Genomic DNA, 15955 nt, shown 5'->3' with positions numbered 1-15955 from the left:
GCGCGGCGGGGCCGCCGCGCCGCGTCAGTCGGCGGCGCGGACCAGCCCCGTCTCGTACGCCAGCACCACGGCCTGCACCCGGTCGCGCAGCTCCAGCTTGGCGAGGATCCGTCCCAGGTGCGTCTTCACGGTCGTCTCGGCGACGTACAGGTGGGCGGCGATCTCGGAGTTCGACATCCCCCGCGCGACCAGCTCCAGCACGTCCCGCTCGCGCTCGGTCAGTACGGCGAGCCGGGCGTCCCGGCGCGTCGGTTCCGGGGTCAGCTGCCCGGCGAACCGGTCGAGGAGCCGCCGGGTCACGCGCGGCGCCACCACCGAATCGCCCGTCGCCACCACGCGGATCGCGGAGAGGAAGTCCTGCGGCGGCACGTTCTTGAGCAGGAATCCGCTCGCGCCCGCCCGCAGCGCGGCGAACGCGTCCTCGTCGGTGTCGAAGGTCGTGAGCACCAGCACCTTCGGCGGGTCCGGCCGCTCGCCGAGCCGCCGGGTGGCCTCGACCCCGTCCATGACGGGCATCCGGACGTCCATGACGACGACGTCGGCCGTGACGGTGTCCAGCAGCGCGAGGGCCTCGGCGCCGTCGTCCGCCTCGCCGACGACGTCGATGTCGGCCTGCGCGTCCAGGACCATCACGAACCCCGCGCGCACCAGCGGCTGGTCGTCCACGACGACCACCCGGACCGGCCCGCCGCCGCCCGGCCCGCTGCTCGTACCGCTCCCGCTCATGTCGCCGTCCTCACCGGAAGTTCCGCTCTGACCTGCCAGCCGGGGCCCGGCCGGGGCCCCGCGCTGAACCGGCCGCCGTGCACGTCGATCTGCTCTCGCATGCCCACCAGCCCGTTGCCGCCGGAGCCGCGCGCCGTCTCCTCGCCCGGGGCCGCGCGCTTCCCGGCCCCGTCGTCGACGACCTCCAGGGCCGCCGTCTCCTCGTCGAAGGTGAGGGTGACGGCGACGTGGGCGCCGGGACCGGCGTGCCGCAGCGTGTTCGTCATGCCCTCCTGGAGGATCCGGAAGAGCGCCAGTTCACCGGCGTTCGAGAGTCCGGCGGGCTTCTCGGCGATGCTCAGGTCCACCTTCAGCCCGGCGGCGCGGGCCCGCTCCACCAGCGGTTCGAGGTGGTCCAGGCCGACCCGGCGGCGGTCCCCGTCCTCTTCGTCGCCGTGCGCCTTCCCGCCGCGCAGCACCTTCACGATGTGGTGCATGTCCTCCATCGCGTCCCGCCCGGTGGCCGCGATGGTGCGCAGCGCCTCCTGCGCCCTGTCCCGGTCCTGCTCGATCACGTAACTCGCCCCGTCCGCCTGCGCGGTCATCACCGACAGGCTGTGCGCCACCACGTCGTGCAGCTCGCGGGCGATCGCGGCGCGCTCCTCGGCGGCGGCGAGCCGGGCGAGGTGCGCGCGCTCCCGTTCCGCGGTGAGGGCTCGCTCCTCCAGGGCCGCCACGTAGAGCCGCCGGGTCCGCAGCACGTACGCCGTGAGCCACACCCCCGCGCAGACCGCGGCGACCGACAGCCCCTCGTTGAGGGCGTCCCGGCCGCTCGGCGAGGCGGCGGAGAGGCTGTCCCGGTAGACGAGCGCGACGCCCAGCAGGACGACGCCTCCGGCGGCGTACGCCATCCACATCCGCTCGGCGTGGCTCACCACCGTCACCATCGCGATGAGCAGGGCGCCGTCGTACATCGTGACGTTCCCCGCCAAGGGCTCCCCGGGGAGCGTCGCCAGGAGGTTCTGCGTCAGGGCGAGGGCGGAGACGACCGCCATCACGGTCAGCGGAACGCGTCGGCGGAACACCACGGCCACCGCCATCGACACGCCGAGGAGCCGGTCGGCGCCCGTGTCGAAGAACAGCGTCGAATAGGCGACGGCCCCGGCCAGGGCCAGGTCGTACGCCCGGTGCATACCTGGCTTCGGCGATGTCCGGCCCAGCATGGGCGTCACTGTACAACGGTGATCCAAACTGCAACTATGGCGGTTACAGTTCTACGGTTCATCGACCAGGAGCGGAAGATGGCAGGACTCAGCAGCAGGAGCGCGGTCGCGATCCACGCGCTCACCATGCTGGCGTTCCGGGACGGGGGTTCACTGACCTCCGGGGAGATCGCGGACAGCCTGGCGAGCAATCCGGTCCTCGTGCGGCGCGTGCTCGGGCGGCTGCGCGACACCGGGCTGGTGCGGTCCACCGAGGGCCGCGGCGGCGGTTGGTCCCTCGCCCGCGCCCCGCGCGACATCACGTTGCGCGACGCGTACGCCGCCGTCGAGGACGGACCGGTCCTCGCGCGGCACGCGCATCCGCCCAGCGACGCGTGCGCGGTCGGACGCCACATCGGCGACCTGCTCGACGTGGAGTTCCAGCACGCGGAACGGGCCTTGGAGGAACGGCTCGCCCGGACCACCGTCGCGGACCTGCTCCGACGGGTGCGAACCGCCGAGCACGCACGCGAGGAGTGAGAACGGTGACCCAGGAACCCACGGCACCGGCGTACGACCTCGTCATCCGCCGTGCCCACGTCTTCGACGGCCACAGGGCGCTCACCGGGCTCCACGACATCGCCGTCGAGGACGGAGAGATCGCCGCCGTCTCGGCCGCCCCGGCGGAGCCGCTGAGGGGCGCCTCGGAGATGGACGCGGCCGGAGGGTGGGTGATGCCGGGCCTGATCGACACGCACATCCACTTCTACGACGTGCTCGCGGTGTCGGACCACGCGTCGATGCGGTCGTTCGAGGAGAACGAACTCCCCGGCAGGCTCGGCCTCTTCCTCCGGCACGGGGTCACCACCATCAAGTCCGTGGGCGATCCGACCGAGGGCATCCTCCAGACGCGGTCCAGAATCGCCGCGGGCACGCTGCGGGGCCCGCGGCTCCTGGCGACCGGCTGCGGCATCACCGGCCCGGACGGGCACCCCGCGGCCACGGTCTTCGGCGCCAACCCCTGGGCACGCGCCCGGTTCACGGGCGAGGTCGGCAGCGTGCGGGAGATGCGCGAACTGGTGCACCGGCTCGCCGACCTCGGGGTGGACGCCGTCAAGCTCCTCTCGGAAGGCGCGTGCGCGCACCACGGCTCGCCCCCGTACGTCTGGCGGCTTCCGGCCTTCCCGGAGGCCGTCGAACTGGTGCGGCTCCCCCGCGACCTCCTCCGCGCGGGCGTCGAGGCCGGGCACGGGCGAGGACTCCGGGTGACCGTCCACACGACCCAGCAGGCCGCGGCGCGCGAGGCGGTCGAGGCCGGGGCCGACGGCCTGGAGCACGGCGTCACGGTCGAACCCCTCACCGACGACACGCTCGTCGCCCTGATGCGGGAGCGCGACGTCACCTGGACGCCGACGCTCTGGGCCCACGACGCGGGCCATCCGGACATCCGGGCCAACGTCAGGAAGGTCGCCGACGCCGGGGTGCGTACCGTCCTGGGCAGCGACACCTTCAGCGGCCGGGGCCTGTTCGGGGCGAACACGCTGGAGGAGGCCGAGCTGATGGTCGCGGCGGGGATGACGCCTCTCCAGGCGCTCGTCGCGGGCACCAGCGGCGCCGCGCTGCAGTGCGCCCGCCCCGACCTCGGCACGGTGACGCCCGGCGGCCGGGCCGACCTGCTAGTCCTGGCCGCCGATCCCACCGAGGACATCGGCAACCTCCGCGCGCTGCGCACGACGATCCTGAACGGCGAGATCGTCCACACCCGGGACAGGTCTCGGCCTTCGCCGGGGTGACGGCCAACCGGCGGCTGACCGATCGCTGACCGGATCATCCGCGGCCGCGGACGCCGGGGCGGTCAGACGCGGACCGGGGCCGGTTCCTGGTGGCCGTCCAGGCGGCGGAGACCGGCGCGGATCTTCTCGGTGTCGGGGTGGTCGGACTCCTCGAAGACGGCCAGCGCCTCCGTCCACCGGGCGCGGGCCTCCTCGGGCCTGCCCGCGTCCAGCAGCGCCTCGCCGAGGTGGCCGAGGGTGTCGCCCTCGCCCCAGCGGTTGCCGACCTCCCGGTGGGCCCGGAGCGCCTCGTGGTAGTGCTCGATCGCGTCGTCGTGGTGGTGCCGCCGGTGCTGGACGGCGCCGAGCACGTCGAGGGTGACGCCCTCGACCCAGAGGTTGCCGGTGGCGTGCAGCATCTTCAGCCCCTGCCGCAGATGGCCGAGGGCCTCGTCGAACCGGCCCAGCCGCTGCAGGGCGTCGCCCAGGTTCGCCAGGCTGATGCCCTCCGCCCAGGGGTCCTCCCGTACGCGTTCGGACACCAGCACGCGTTCGAAGCAGTCGACGGCCTCCTCCAGCCGCCCCGACTGCAGATACACGTTGCCCAGGTTGCCCTCGGCCTGGGAGCTGCCCCAGCCGTCGCCGAGCTGCTCGCAGAGCGCCCTCGCCTCCCGGAGGTGCGCGGCGGCCTCGTCGAAGCGGCGCATGATCGTCAGCGCGGCGGCCACGTCACCGAGGCTCCACGCCTCGCCCTCCCGGTCACCGTCCGTACGGGCGCCCTCCAGCGAGGTCCGCGCGGTGCCGAGCCAGTCGCGCAGATGGCTGCGGACGTAGAAGAAGCCCCACAGGACGGCGGTCAGCCGCCACGCGAGGCCGTGCCGTCCGGTCGCGGCGGCCTGGTGCACGGCGGCGACGAGGTTGGGGCGCTCGGTCTCGCACCAGCACAGGGCCTCGGCGCGCGAGGCGAACTCCAGCGGAGGGGCGAAGGGGTACGAGGGGTCGAGCGGGACCCGGCGGCGGCGCGGGGTGAGGTGGGGGTAGGTCGCGTCGGCCGCGTGCAGGTACCAGCGCAGCAGCCGCTCCACGGCCCGCTCCCGCTCCCGGGGCGGCTCCTCCGCGGCGGCGCGCTCGGCGGCGTAGACGCGCAGCAGGTCGTGGAGGGTGTAGCGGCCGGGCGAGGGCTCGTTGAGGAGATGGGCGCGGGTGATCTCCGCGAGGAGCAGGCGGGTCTCGCGCAGCGGGAGCCCGGCCAGCGCCGCTGCCGCGTGCGCGGAGATGTCCGGCCCGGAGGGCAGGCCCAGCAGGCGGAACAGCCGCGCGGCCGGGGCGGAGAGGGCCTGGTAGGACCAGGAGAAGACGGTGCGTACGTCCGTGGTGGGGTCGCCCCCGGTGAGCGCGTCGAGGTTGCCGCGGCTCTCGCGCAGCTCCCTGGCGACGGTGTCGAGCGCGAACGTCGGATTGGTCGCGGCCCGTGCCGCGACGACGGCGAGGGCCAGGGGCAGACGGCCGCAGCACTCAATGATCTCGTCCGTCACCCGAGGCCCGGCCGTCATCCAGGCGGCACCGATGCGGCGTTCGAGGAAGCCGTGCGCCTCGGCGGGCGTCAGCGGGCTCAGCGTCAGCGGCTGCGCCCCCTCGTTGGCGATGAGGCCGGTGAGCTGGCTGCGGGTGGTGACGATCACCAGGCAGGCGGCGGAGCCGGGCAGCAGCGGGCGTACCTGCTCGGTGTCGCGGGCGTTGTCGAGGACGATCAGCATGCGGCGCCGGGAGAGGAGGCTGCGGAAGAGCGCGGCCTGGGCGTCCAGCGTGCCGGGGACGCTCTCCGGGGGGACGCCGAGCGCGTCGAGGAAGGCCCGGGCGGCCTCCGCCGGGGGGACGGCCTCGCCGGTGGGGTCGAAGCCGCGCAGATTGATGTAGAGCTGCCCGTCGGGGTAACGGTGGGCGATCCGGTGGGCCCAGTGCACGGCCAGGGTGGTCTTGCCGATGCCGCCCATGCCCCCGATCAGCATGATCGGCGACGCCGCCGCGGAGTCCGGCGTGAGGGCCTGGACCTGCCGCAGTTCGTCCTCGCGCCCGGCGAACGCGGGCAGGTCGGCGGGGAGCTGCGCGGGCTTGGCCGAGTGCCGTACGGGCGCGGGCCCGGGCGGCTGACCGGGCGAACCCGGCGCGGAACCCGAGGCGCGGCCGGGCGCGGACGGGGCGCCCGGCCCTGCGCCCGGCCCGGCGTCCGACACGGAGCCGGGCGTGGAGCCCGACGCGGAGCCGGGCGTGGAGCCCGACGCGGAACCCGGCGTGGAGCCCGGCGCCTCGTCCGGCGTACGGCCAGGGGCGGAGCCCGGTGCACGGCCCCGCGCGGCGTACGGAGCGGCGTACGGAGCGGCGTACGGAGCGGCGTACAGGGTGGCGTCCGCCGTACGATCCGACGCTGCGCCCGGCATGGGGTCCCCGGACCGCGCGGGTCCCGTCGGGCGCGGGGGGTCCAGGGAGGCGTCGGCGGCCAGGATGCGGTGGTGCAACTCCCGCAGCGGCGCCGCGGGTTCGATGCCCAGCTCGTCGACCAGGGTGGTGCGCGTCCTGCGGTAGGCGGCCAGGGCCTCGGCCTGCCGTCCCGACCGGTACAGCGCGAGCATCAGCAGCCGGCACAGCCCCTCGCGCAGCGGATGCTCGCCGGTCAGCGTGATCAGCGCGGGCACCACCTCGCTGTGCCGCCCGAGTTCGAGATCGACCTCCGTGCGGGTCTCCAGCGCGGCGAGCCGCTCCTCGGCCAGCCGGTCCCGCTCGATCCGGGCCAGCGGTCCGGGGAGCCCGGCGAGCGGCGTCCCCTCCCACTCCTCCAGCGCGGCGTGCAGCAGCTCGCCCGCGGCCCGCACCTCGCCCGCCGCGCGCAGCAACTGCGCCTCGTTGACCCGCCGCTCGAACACCCCCAGGTCCACGGAGTCCTCGGGGACGCGGGCCAGGTAGCCGTCCGTCGCCGAGACCACCACCTGCGGGGCGTCGGCTCCGGCGCCGGACCGCAGCACCTTGCGCAGCCGCGAGACGTACGTACGGAGCACGGAGACGGCGGCGGACGGCGGCTCCTCGCCCCAGACGGCGTCGACGAGTTCGCCCACCGTGACCGGCCGTCCCCGCCGCAGCAGCAGCGCCGCCAGCACCACGCGCTGCTGCGGCGACCCCAGGTCCAGCTCCGCGGCACCGCGCCACGCTCTGACCCGGCCCAGCACCGCGAACCGTAGGGGACGGGAGCCGGCGTCCGCCCTGGAGTGCTCCGCTGAGAAGGTGCGCCCGGTCGAGGTATCCATACGTCTCAGGCTCCTTGGCGTCGGGCCCCGAAAGGAATGACAGCCCGTGCACAACCCGGTGACACTTGTCACGGGTTCTGTCACACACGGCAGGCTACGGACCCGGCGGCCCGGAATCGTCCCCGTACGGAGGGCACTCGCGGATGGCTCTCGCGGGGGACCGCCCGCCCCGCCGCGCGCTCTCCACTATCGTGGCGCGCTTGATCGTCGGACGTACGGTCGAGGAGAGGAACACACTCATGCGCGCTCGGAGCATCGGCGCCGCCGCCGCGACAGCATTGGCGCTGGTGGCTGCCCGCGACCTCGTGCAGAAGAAGCACGCGCTGCTCAGGAACTTCCCCGTGATCGGGCACGCCCGGTACCTGCTGGAGACGATCGGCCCCGAGCTGCGGCAGTACGTCGTGACGTCCAACGAGGAGGAGCGCCCGTTCAGCCGCGACCAGCGCACCTGGATCTACGCGTCGGCGAAGGAGGAGAACAACTACTTCGGCTTCGGCACCGACGTGGACGTCGAGCATGTGCAGGGCCACGCGTACGTGAAGCAGCGGACGTTCGCGGGCACGCTGCCCGATCTGCGCGATCCGCAGGCCCCGCTGCCCTCCGCCAAGGTGCTGGGCGGCCCGCGCGGGCGGGCCGGGGCGTTCCGGCCCGCGAGCGTCGTGAACATCTCGGCGATGAGCTTCGGTTCGCTCTCCAGCGCGGCGATCACCGCGCTCAACAAGGGCGCGTCGCTGGCCGGGACGATGCAGAACACGGGCGAGGGCGGTCTCTCGCAGTACCACCGCAACGGCGGTGACCTCGTCCTCCAGATCGGGACGTCGTACTTCGGCTGCCGCGACGAGGACGGGAACTTCGACCTCGGCAGGCTCAAGGACGTGGTCGCGGGCGCCCCGGTCAAGGCGATAGAGATCAAGCTCTCCCAGGGCGCCAAGCCGGGGCTGGGCGGGATGCTGCCGGGCGCGAAGGTCACCCCGGAGATCGCCGAGGTGCGGGGCATCCCGGCCGGGAAGGACTGCGCCTCGCCCTCCCGGCACACCGCGTTCCACGACGTCGACTCGATGCTCGACTTCGTGGAGCTGCTCGCCACCGAGACCGGCCTGCCCGTCGGGATCAAGAGCGCCGTGGGCGAGATGGGCTTCTGGGAGGAGCTGGCCACGCTGATGGCGCGGGGCGACCGCGGGGTCGACTTCGTGACCGTCGACGGCGGCGAGGGCGGCACGGGCGCCGCTCCGCTGATCTTCACCGACTCGGTGTCGCTGCCGTTCCGCGTGGGCTTCTCCCGCGTCTACGGCGCGTTCGCCGAGCAGGGCCTCACGGACGACGTCACCTTCATCGGCTCCGGCAAGCTCGGCCTGCCCGAGAACGCCGCCGTCGCCTTCGCGCTCGGCGTCGACATGATCAACGTCGGCCGCGAGGCCATGCTCTCCATCGGCTGCATCCAGGCCCAGAAGTGCCACACCGACAAGTGCCCGACCGGCATCGCCACCCAGGACCCGTGGCTGGTGCGCGGCATCGACGCGCCCTCGAAGGCCACCCGGGCAGCGGTCTACCTGCGCACCCTGCGCAAGGAGCTGCTGAAGGTCTCGGGTGCCGTCGGCGTCGCCCACCCGGCGCTCATCACCACGAACGACATCGAGATCATGAACGGCGACTACGAGGCCCGCTCGCTGGCGAGCGTCTACGGCTACAAGGACGGCTGGGGCGAACTCGGCCCGGAACTGGCCCGAGAGATCACCGGATTGCTCACCACCACCGAGCAGTGACGCCGGACGGCACGGACGGCACGGACGGCTACAGGAGGCCCGCCTCCTGGGCCGTCCACACCGACGGCACCATCGGGCGGTACCCGAGCTCGCGGCGGATGCGGGCCGTCGACATCACGCCGTGCCACGGGTCCGCGGTCTCCCGCTCGTAGACCTCCGGCGGCACCGGGAGGCCGTGGATCCCGAAGAGGTCCACGGTGGTGACCGGCGCGTCGTCGGCGATGTTGTAGACGCCGTGCGCGCCGGGCGCGTACAGCAGTCGCCTCAACGCCTGCGCCACGTCCACGTGGTGGCCCATGTGGAGGCGCTGCATGGCGGGCCAGTGCGGCGCCCACTCCATGACGTTGTCCAGGTGCGGGTCCCCGTCCCCGTAGACGAACGGCAGCCGTCCGATACGGAGGTCGTCGAGGCCGTCCAGCTCCCCCAGCGCGCGCTCCGCCTCCCACTTGGACTCGGGGTACGCGCCCCACATGTGGGAGCCCGGCACGGTCTCGTCGTCCTCGACCAGCGCCCTGCCCCGCCCCTCGCCGTACACGAGACCGGTGCTGACCTGCACGAACCTCCGGACCCCCGAGGCGACCGCGGCCCGGCCCAGCTCGATGGCCGCGTCCCGGTTGACGGCCCGCGCCTCCTCGTCCGGCACCCCCCGGAACGCGGCGGCGACGTTCACCACCGCGTCCGCCCCGGCCGTCGCCTTGGCGAGCGCCTCCGTGTCCCGCAGATCGCCCACCAGCACCTCGGCGCCCAGCCCGGCGAACCGCTCGCCGCGCGCCGCGTCCCGCACCAGGACCCGCACCTGTTCGCCGGGCGCCGCGCTCCGCAGCAGCCTCGGTACGAACCTCCGGCCGACCTGCCCCGTCGCGCCCGTCACCAGTGTCAGCATGGCCGCCTCCTCGTCGTCGTCGCCATGCCCCGAGCGTGCGCGGCCGGGAGCGGCGGCGGGAGAGACGCCGTCATCCAGGGACCGGCGCTCCCTGGATACGGGCCCGGGCCCGGGGGACCCTGGTCCCATGGACCGAACCGGCCTCGCCGACTTCCTGCGCCGCTCCCGCGCCCGCCTCGCCCCCGGCGACGTGGGCCTGGTCGCGGGCCCCCGGCGCCGCACCCCCGGCCTGCGCCGGGAGGAGGTGGCGCAGCTCGCCGGGATGTCCCCGGACTACTACACGCGGCTGGAGCAGCGCCGCGGCTCCCACCCCTCGCGGCAGATGCTCACCGCCCTCGCCCGCGCCCTGCGGCTGACCGACGCCGAGCGCGACCACCTGTTCCGGCTCGCGGGCGAGGAGCCGCCCCGGCCCGGCGGCTCCTCGGACCACGTACGTCCGGGGCTGCTGCTAATCCTGGACCGGCTGCACGACCTCCCCGCCTCGGTGATCAGCGACTGGGGCCAGATGCTCGCGCAGAACACCATGTCCGTGGCCCTGACGGGGGACCACACCGGGACGAACCTCATCCGCCACTGGTTCACGGTGCCGGGCGCCCGGGACCTGGCGCCGCCCGAGAGCCACGCGCAGCACGCCCGCGCGCACGTGGCGAGCCTCCGGGCGGTCACCACGGCCCGTCCCGACGACCCGGGTCCCGCCGCGCTGCTGACCGAACTCCTGGGCGTATCGCGGGAGTTCAGGGAGGTGTGGGACGAGCACGACGTCGTCGTACGCCGTCCGTCGCCCAAGACGTTCCTGCACCCGGTGGTCGGCGCGCTCGACCTCGACTGCGAGGTGCTGCTCGGCGACGGCCACAGCCAGCAGCTCGTCGTGCACTCGGCGCGCCCCGGGACACCGGCGTACGAGCGGCTCGAACTGCTCCGTGTCATCGGCCTCCAGGACCTCACCCACAGCTCATAGGAGACTGCCCGCGGTGTCTGCTACTCGCAGGGGCAGGCTAGATCCGGAGAGCCTGTCCATACTCGTTCGCATGGACGAGACAGCACACGGCAGCAGGCCCTCCCTCGGTGAGTTCCTGGCCACGCGGCGGGCGCAGTTGAAGCCGGCGGACGTGGACCTGCCGGACTACGGCGAGCGGCGGCGGGTGCCGGGGCTGCGGCGGGAGGAGCTGGCCCAGCTCGCGGGCGTCAGCGTCGCCTACTACATCCGGCTGGAGCAGGGGCTGTCGCTCAACGCCTCGCCGCAGGTGCTCGACGCGCTGGCCACGGCGCTGCGGCTGGACGACGCGGAGCGGCACCATCTGCACACCCTGTCGGGGGACGCCAGGAAGGGCCGCCGACGGCTCCCCGCCGAGCGGGTCACCCCCGCGGTGCGCCAGCTCGTGGAGTCCTTCGGGGAGTCGCCCGTGGTCGTCGTCGGGCGCCGCTCGGACGTCCTGGCGTGGAACCGCGCCGGGCACGCGCTCTTCGCCGGGCACCTGGACCCGGACAGCCCGGCCCGGGCGGCCACCCGGCCCAACACGGCGCGGCTGGTGTTCCTGGACGCCCATACGCGGGACCTGTACGTGGACTGGCACCGGAAGGCGCGGGACGTCGTCGGCAAGCTGCGGCAGGCGGTCGGCGAGTATCCGGACGACCGCCAGCTGGCCTCCCTCATCGGGGAGTTGTCCATGGGCAGCCCGCACTTCGCCCAGCTGTGGGCCGAACACCGGGTACGGGCCTGGGACATGGCCGAATACCGGATGCGCCACCCCACGGTCGGCGAGCTGGACGTCCTGCAGCACTCGCTCCCCGTGCCGCGCGCGCAGGGCATCCGGGTGGTGGTGACGACGGCGGCACCCGGCTCGGCCGACCAGGCCGCGCTGCGGCTGCTCACCCAGTCCCTCTCACAGTCCGCTTCCCCCACCGCCGAGCACACCGCCCCCTCCCCCCGCTCCTGATCCACACGTAACTCCCCGCGTAACTCCCCCCTGTCTCCGCCCACGCCACGGGCTCATGCACGCATGCCGCTTTCACGCCAACTGGAGGTTTCTCATGCCCGATTCGCCGGTAAAGTCCCTGACCGAGGTCGTCGACACCGTCGCCTACATGGTCGAGGCCGTGGACGGGGAGCGGTGGAACGCGCCGACGCCCTGCTCCGAGTGGAACGTCCGGCAGCTGGTCGACCATCTGATGGCGGGGCAGCACACGTTCGCCGTGGTGATGGGGTCGGAGCCGCCCGTTCCCGCGTCCGACGGGAAGGCGTTCCGTGCCTCGGCGGCGGCGCTGGTGACCGCGTTCGAGGCGCCGGGAGCGCTGGAGCGCACGGTGCAGGCCCCGGTCGGCGAGGTGCCCGGCCTGGTGGCGCTGCGGCTGCAGACCGTCGAGCACCTGGTGCACGGCTGGGACCTGGCCCGGGCGACCGGCCAGAAGGCCCTGTTCGACGAGGCCACGGTCGAACGGGAGACCGAGTTCGCCCGCGGCCTCCTGGAGCAGGTGCCGTCCGGCCCCGGCGCCCCGTTCGCCCCCTCCCGCACCGCCCCCGACGGCGCCCCCGCGATCGACCGGCTGGCCGCCCTGCTCGGCCGCGACGTCTCCCACTGACTCCGACTCCCACTCCACTTCCCCGAGGACCAGAGATGATGAACAAGAAGACCAAGCTTCGGATCGCCCTCGCGGGCGCGGTGCTCGTCGCCGCCGCTGCCACCGGGACGGCGATAGCCGCCAACGGATCGGACTCCGGCTCCGACTCCGCCTCCGGTTCCGGCGCCGGGATCGAGAGCAAGAGCGGCGGCGCGGGGAAGACACCCGGCGTCATCAAGGCCGACGGCGCGAACGTCTTCCCGCACTCGCTCGACTACGACGCGCGGTCCAAGACCTTCTTCGCCGGTTCGCTGAAGCACGGCACGGTCTCCGCCGTGGGTCAGGACGGAAAGGTCCGCACCCACATCAAGGACCCGGAGCTGGTCTCGGCGCAGTCCGTCCTCACCGACCGCAAGCGGGACCGCATCCTGGTCAGCAACGTGGACTACGGCACCGCCGACCGTTCCGACAAGAAGAACCCCTTCCGCGTCGCCGGTGTCGGCAGCTACGACCTGAAGACCGGCAAGCAGGACTGGTGCGTCGACCTGACCGCGGTCTCCCTCGACGGCAAGAAGCACCTGATCTCCGATGTGACGGTGGCCCCGGACGGCACCGCGTACGCCGTGGACGAGCTGACCCCGACGGTCTACCGCATCGACAAGAAGGGCAAGGCCTCGGTCCTCACGCGCAGCGACCTGCTCAAGGGCACGCTGGACATCCCCGACTTCCTCGACAATGTCGGCGCCGCGGCGGTGGAGTGGGTCAAGGGCAACCAGCTGGTCATCGCCATGGCCGACGGCAACCTCGTACGGGTGCCCATCGACGACCCGGAGAAGGCGCAGAAGGTGAAGCTCTCCAAGCCGCTGGCGGCGCCCACGGCCGGGATGGAGCTCAACAAGGACGGCTCGCTCACGGCCGTCAGCAGCGGCCTGCTCTCCGGCAAGCCCGCCAAGATCCAGCACGTGAAGCCGGGCCAGGGCTGGAAGACGGCCACGGTGAAGGTCACCGACCAGGTCAAGGACCCCGTCACCAGCGACGTGACCGCCGGTCCCGCCGGTTCGGCGTACGCGCTCAGCGGCGGCCTGGCCGACCTCCTCGCGGGCAAGCCCAACGACGGCTTCACCCTGTCGCCGGTCAAGACCGGCTGACACCGGACGCCGGACGCCGGACCCGGCATCGACCAGGCTCCCAGGCCCCTCGGGGTCCGGGAGCCTGTTTCGTCCCCGCGCCCCGGCGGGGCGGGGACGGGCGGCGGCCGGGCCTGCCTAGTGTGCGGGGAGGAGCTTCCCGAGCGCCCCGGAGACCCCGTGCCCGACATCCGTCGCAGAAGATCCAGCAGCCGCAACCGCAACCGCAGCACCAGCCGCAACGCCGGCCGCAGCAGCCCCTTCGAAACGTTCGCCCCGCCCCGCGACACCACTCTCGCCCTCGCGGTGGTCTCGGCCACGGCCCTGGTCATCCTGCTCGGGCTGCTGTCCGCGTCCGCGGTGTGGCTGCTGGGGCTGCTGGTGTTCATGCCGGGCACGGCCTCCGCGCTGTGCACCGTACGCCAGACGCGGTTCGTCGCCGCGTGGACCGTGCTCGTCGTCACCGCGACCGTGCTGGTCCGGCATGCCGAGGGCCAGACCTGGCTCGACAGCGTCCTGATGGTGCTGTTCACGCTCGCCCTCGCCGCGGCCTCCGTCTACGCCTGCGGGCGGCGCATCCAGCGCGAGACCGAGATGCTGCGGCTGCGTTCCACGGCGGCGGCCATGCAGCGGCACATCCTGCACCCCCTCCCGCTGCTCACCGACGACGTCCTCGTCAACGGCGTCTACGAGCCCGTGCAGGAGGACCGGCTCATCGGCGGCGACATCTACGACGTGGTCGAGTCCCCCTGGGGCACCCGGGTGCTGATCGGCGACGTCCAGGGCAAGGGCCTGGCGGCGGTCGGCGCCGCGTTCGCCGTCATCGGGGCGCTGCGCGAGGCCGCGTACCGGGAGCCGACCCTGACCGCGCTCGCCGACGCGCTGGACTCCGCCGTCGCGCGGCACAACTCGTACGCCGAGCAGACCGGGGACGACGAGCGGTTCGTCACCGCCCTCCTCCTCAACATCGACGCGCACGACCAGGTCCAGGCCGCCAACTGCGGCCACGTCCTGCCCCAGGTCCTGCACGACGGCGCCCTCACCACGCCCCCGCTGGGCTCCGGCGTGCCGCTCGGCCTCGCCGAACTCGCGACCGAGCCGCTGACCGTGGACTGGTTCCCCTTCCCGCCCGGCGCGACGCTGCTGCTCACCACCGACGGCCTGACCGAGACCCGGTCCCCCGACGGCGCCTTCTACCCCCTCGCCGAACGCCTCGCCGAGAGGGCCGCGCTCTCCCCCACCGACCTGCCCCGCTCGCTCCACGACGACGCCCGCCACTTCGCGGGCCCCGGCAGCCCGCACGACGACGTGGCCATCCTGACGGTCCGCCGCTCCCCCGGCCGCGGGGTGTGAGCGGTCAGCGCGGCGCCTTCGCCCCGCCCGTCGACTCCCAGCCCGCGATGGCCAGCGCCCGGTAGGCCGCGTACGCCTGGCCCGGGTCGCCCTCGTCGACCCACGGCACGGCGCCCACATGGCCGTCGACGACCGCGAGCGCCTCCATCGCCTCGCCGTACCGTTCGGCGCGCACCAGGAACCAGATCAGCAGGTGCAGCACGTGCGGGCGTACCGGGTGGTCCTCGTCGACCTGGTCGACGGCGAACTCGGCGGCCTCGATCGCGTCCCGGATCTCGGCGCTCTGGTAGAGGCCCCGCACGAGGTTGACCTCGGGCAGGTGCGTGTACGCGGCGAAGAGCGGGAGCGCGGCCAGCAGCGTCCCCTCGGCCGCCTTGCCCGCCGCCGCCCGTGCGAAGGCGTCGGCCTTCTCCTTGGAGCCGCTGCCCTTCTCCGACCAGTACGGCAGCGCGGCCAGGTGGGCGCCCATGTGGTGCGGCGCGAGACGGCGCACCGTGGACCACAGGGACTCGAAGTCGGCCTCGCGGTAGCTCAGATGACGGGCGATCATCAGCTCGACGAGGTACGGCGTCGGGTCCTCGGCGGCGAGCTTCGCCGCGTCCTGCGCGACGTTCCGCGCCTCCTCCAGGATGATGCGGAAGTCGCTGGAGGCGGGGTCGGCCAGCGCCTGCCAGACCAGGAACTGCGCGTACACCTGCGCGCCGCCCGCGTCGCCCGGCCGCTGGGAGCGCCACTCGCGCAGCCAGCGCGCGTCCTGCCGCCGGGGGCCCTTGGCGAACGAGACCGCGTCGGAGGGCCCGTCGGCCGCCGCCGCACCTTCCTTGCCGGCCTTGCCCGCCGTCCCCGCCACCTCGTCGGCCTCCCTGGCGCGGGCCAGCTCCATGGCGGCGGCGCCCGCCAGGGACTGCACGCGCTGCCAGCGCAGCTCGTACTCGTCGCCGGTGAACGCGAGCAGCCGCGCGACGGGCTCCCACTCCTGGGTGCGCTGCGTCTCCTCCAGCGCCTCGACCAGCTCCCGGTCGGGCCCCGGCAGCCGCACGTCGAGCTGGTCGGCGGGCACGAAGCCGTACCCCGACGAGGGGTCGGAGAGCTGCGCCGTCCCGTGGGCCGCGTCCCGGCGGAGCTGTCTGCGGCGCATGGCGGGAACGGCCAGCACGCCGATGATGGCGGTGAGGGCGATCAGGAGAAGCAGGGCTTCCATGACGTCGGTACTCCACGGAGCGGTACGGGCAGGGGGCGGGGCACCGCTCGGCCGAGCGCGCCCACCCTCCACCGTACGGCCCACTACCCTC

The 15955-nt window shown here is 73.8% G+C and carries 13 protein-coding genes; 8 read left to right on the top strand and 5 right to left on the bottom strand.

Annotated features, from left to right (window positions below):
* Nucleotides 1-24 precede the first annotated feature (24 nt).
* Complete coding sequence (locus tag ACGF3A_RS02765; RefSeq protein ID WP_393725053.1) at nt 25-726, bottom strand: response regulator; 702 nt, start codon at nt 724-726, stop codon at nt 25-27.
* A complete protein-coding gene (locus ACGF3A_RS02760; protein ID WP_393725051.1) occupies nt 723-1928 on the bottom strand; it encodes a sensor histidine kinase in 1206 nt (401 codons plus the stop codon). The genes ACGF3A_RS02765 and ACGF3A_RS02760 overlap by 4 nt, the downstream gene beginning before the upstream one ends.
* A 78-nt stretch (nt 1929-2006) precedes the next feature.
* On the opposite strand from ACGF3A_RS02760, the gene ACGF3A_RS02755 reads away from it, so the two are divergent.
* Entirely contained in the window at nt 2007-2447 is a 441-nt protein-coding gene (locus ACGF3A_RS02755; protein WP_393725049.1) for an Rrf2 family transcriptional regulator, read from the top strand.
* Nucleotides 2448-2452: 5 nt separating this feature from the next.
* Nucleotides 2453-3700, top strand: coding sequence for an amidohydrolase family protein (locus ACGF3A_RS02750; protein WP_393725047.1), 1248 nt, complete (start codon nt 2453-2455; stop codon nt 3698-3700).
* A 62-nt stretch (nt 3701-3762) separates the two neighbouring features.
* Here the strand turns inward: ACGF3A_RS02750 and ACGF3A_RS02745 are convergent, their stop codons facing one another.
* A complete protein-coding gene (locus ACGF3A_RS02745; protein ID WP_393725046.1) occupies nt 3763-6978 on the bottom strand; it encodes a BTAD domain-containing putative transcriptional regulator in 3216 nt (1071 codons plus the stop codon).
* 239 nt (nt 6979-7217) lie between these two features.
* Between ACGF3A_RS02745 and ACGF3A_RS02740 the strand changes: the two genes are divergently transcribed.
* Complete coding sequence (locus ACGF3A_RS02740) at nt 7218-8741, top strand: FMN-binding glutamate synthase family protein (protein ID WP_393725044.1); 1524 nt, start codon at nt 7218-7220, stop codon at nt 8739-8741.
* Between the two features lie 28 nt (nt 8742-8769).
* Here ACGF3A_RS02740 and ACGF3A_RS02735 read toward each other — a convergent pair whose 3' ends face one another.
* Complete coding sequence (locus ACGF3A_RS02735) at nt 8770-9624, bottom strand: NAD-dependent epimerase/dehydratase family protein (RefSeq protein ID WP_393725042.1); 855 nt, start codon at nt 9622-9624, stop codon at nt 8770-8772.
* Between the two features lie 127 nt (nt 9625-9751).
* Here ACGF3A_RS02735 and ACGF3A_RS02730 point away from each other — a divergent pair, with 127 nt between their 5' ends.
* The 5 genes from ACGF3A_RS02730 (at nt 9752) to ACGF3A_RS02710 (ending at nt 14663) form a co-directional block, all read left to right on the top strand.
* Nucleotides 9752-10582 (top strand): helix-turn-helix transcriptional regulator, encoded by an 831-nt coding sequence (locus ACGF3A_RS02730; protein WP_393725040.1) that lies wholly within the window; start codon nt 9752-9754, stop codon nt 10580-10582.
* Nucleotides 10583-10652: 70 nt separating this feature from the next.
* Entirely contained in the window at nt 10653-11561 is a 909-nt protein-coding gene (locus ACGF3A_RS02725) for a helix-turn-helix domain-containing protein (protein ID WP_393725038.1), read from the top strand.
* Between the two features lie 94 nt (nt 11562-11655).
* Nucleotides 11656-12204 carry a TIGR03086 family metal-binding protein gene (locus ACGF3A_RS02720; RefSeq protein WP_393725036.1) on the top strand — a complete coding sequence of 183 codons (549 nt, stop codon included), beginning with the start codon at nt 11656-11658 and terminating at the stop codon, nt 12202-12204.
* Nucleotides 12205-12239: 35 nt separating this feature from the next.
* Nucleotides 12240-13331: a hypothetical protein gene (locus tag ACGF3A_RS02715; RefSeq protein WP_393725034.1), complete on the top strand. Its 1092-nt coding sequence runs from the start codon at nt 12240-12242 to the stop codon at nt 13329-13331.
* A 159-nt stretch (nt 13332-13490) separates the two neighbouring features.
* Nucleotides 13491-14663: a PP2C family protein-serine/threonine phosphatase gene (locus ACGF3A_RS02710; RefSeq protein ID WP_393725033.1), complete on the top strand. Its 1173-nt coding sequence runs from the start codon at nt 13491-13493 to the stop codon at nt 14661-14663.
* A gap of 4 nt (nt 14664-14667) precedes the next feature.
* Here ACGF3A_RS02710 and ACGF3A_RS02705 read toward each other — a convergent pair whose 3' ends face one another.
* Nucleotides 14668-15864 (bottom strand): hypothetical protein, encoded by a 1197-nt coding sequence (locus tag ACGF3A_RS02705; RefSeq protein WP_393725031.1) that lies wholly within the window; start codon nt 15862-15864, stop codon nt 14668-14670.
* Between the last annotated feature and the right edge of the window lie 91 nt (nt 15865-15955).

This window comes from Streptomyces sp. NPDC048172 (assembly GCF_043202595.1).
Lineage (GTDB): Bacteria > Actinomycetota > Actinomycetes > Streptomycetales > Streptomycetaceae > Streptomyces.
This window is presented reverse-complemented; position numbering and strand designations above follow the sequence as displayed.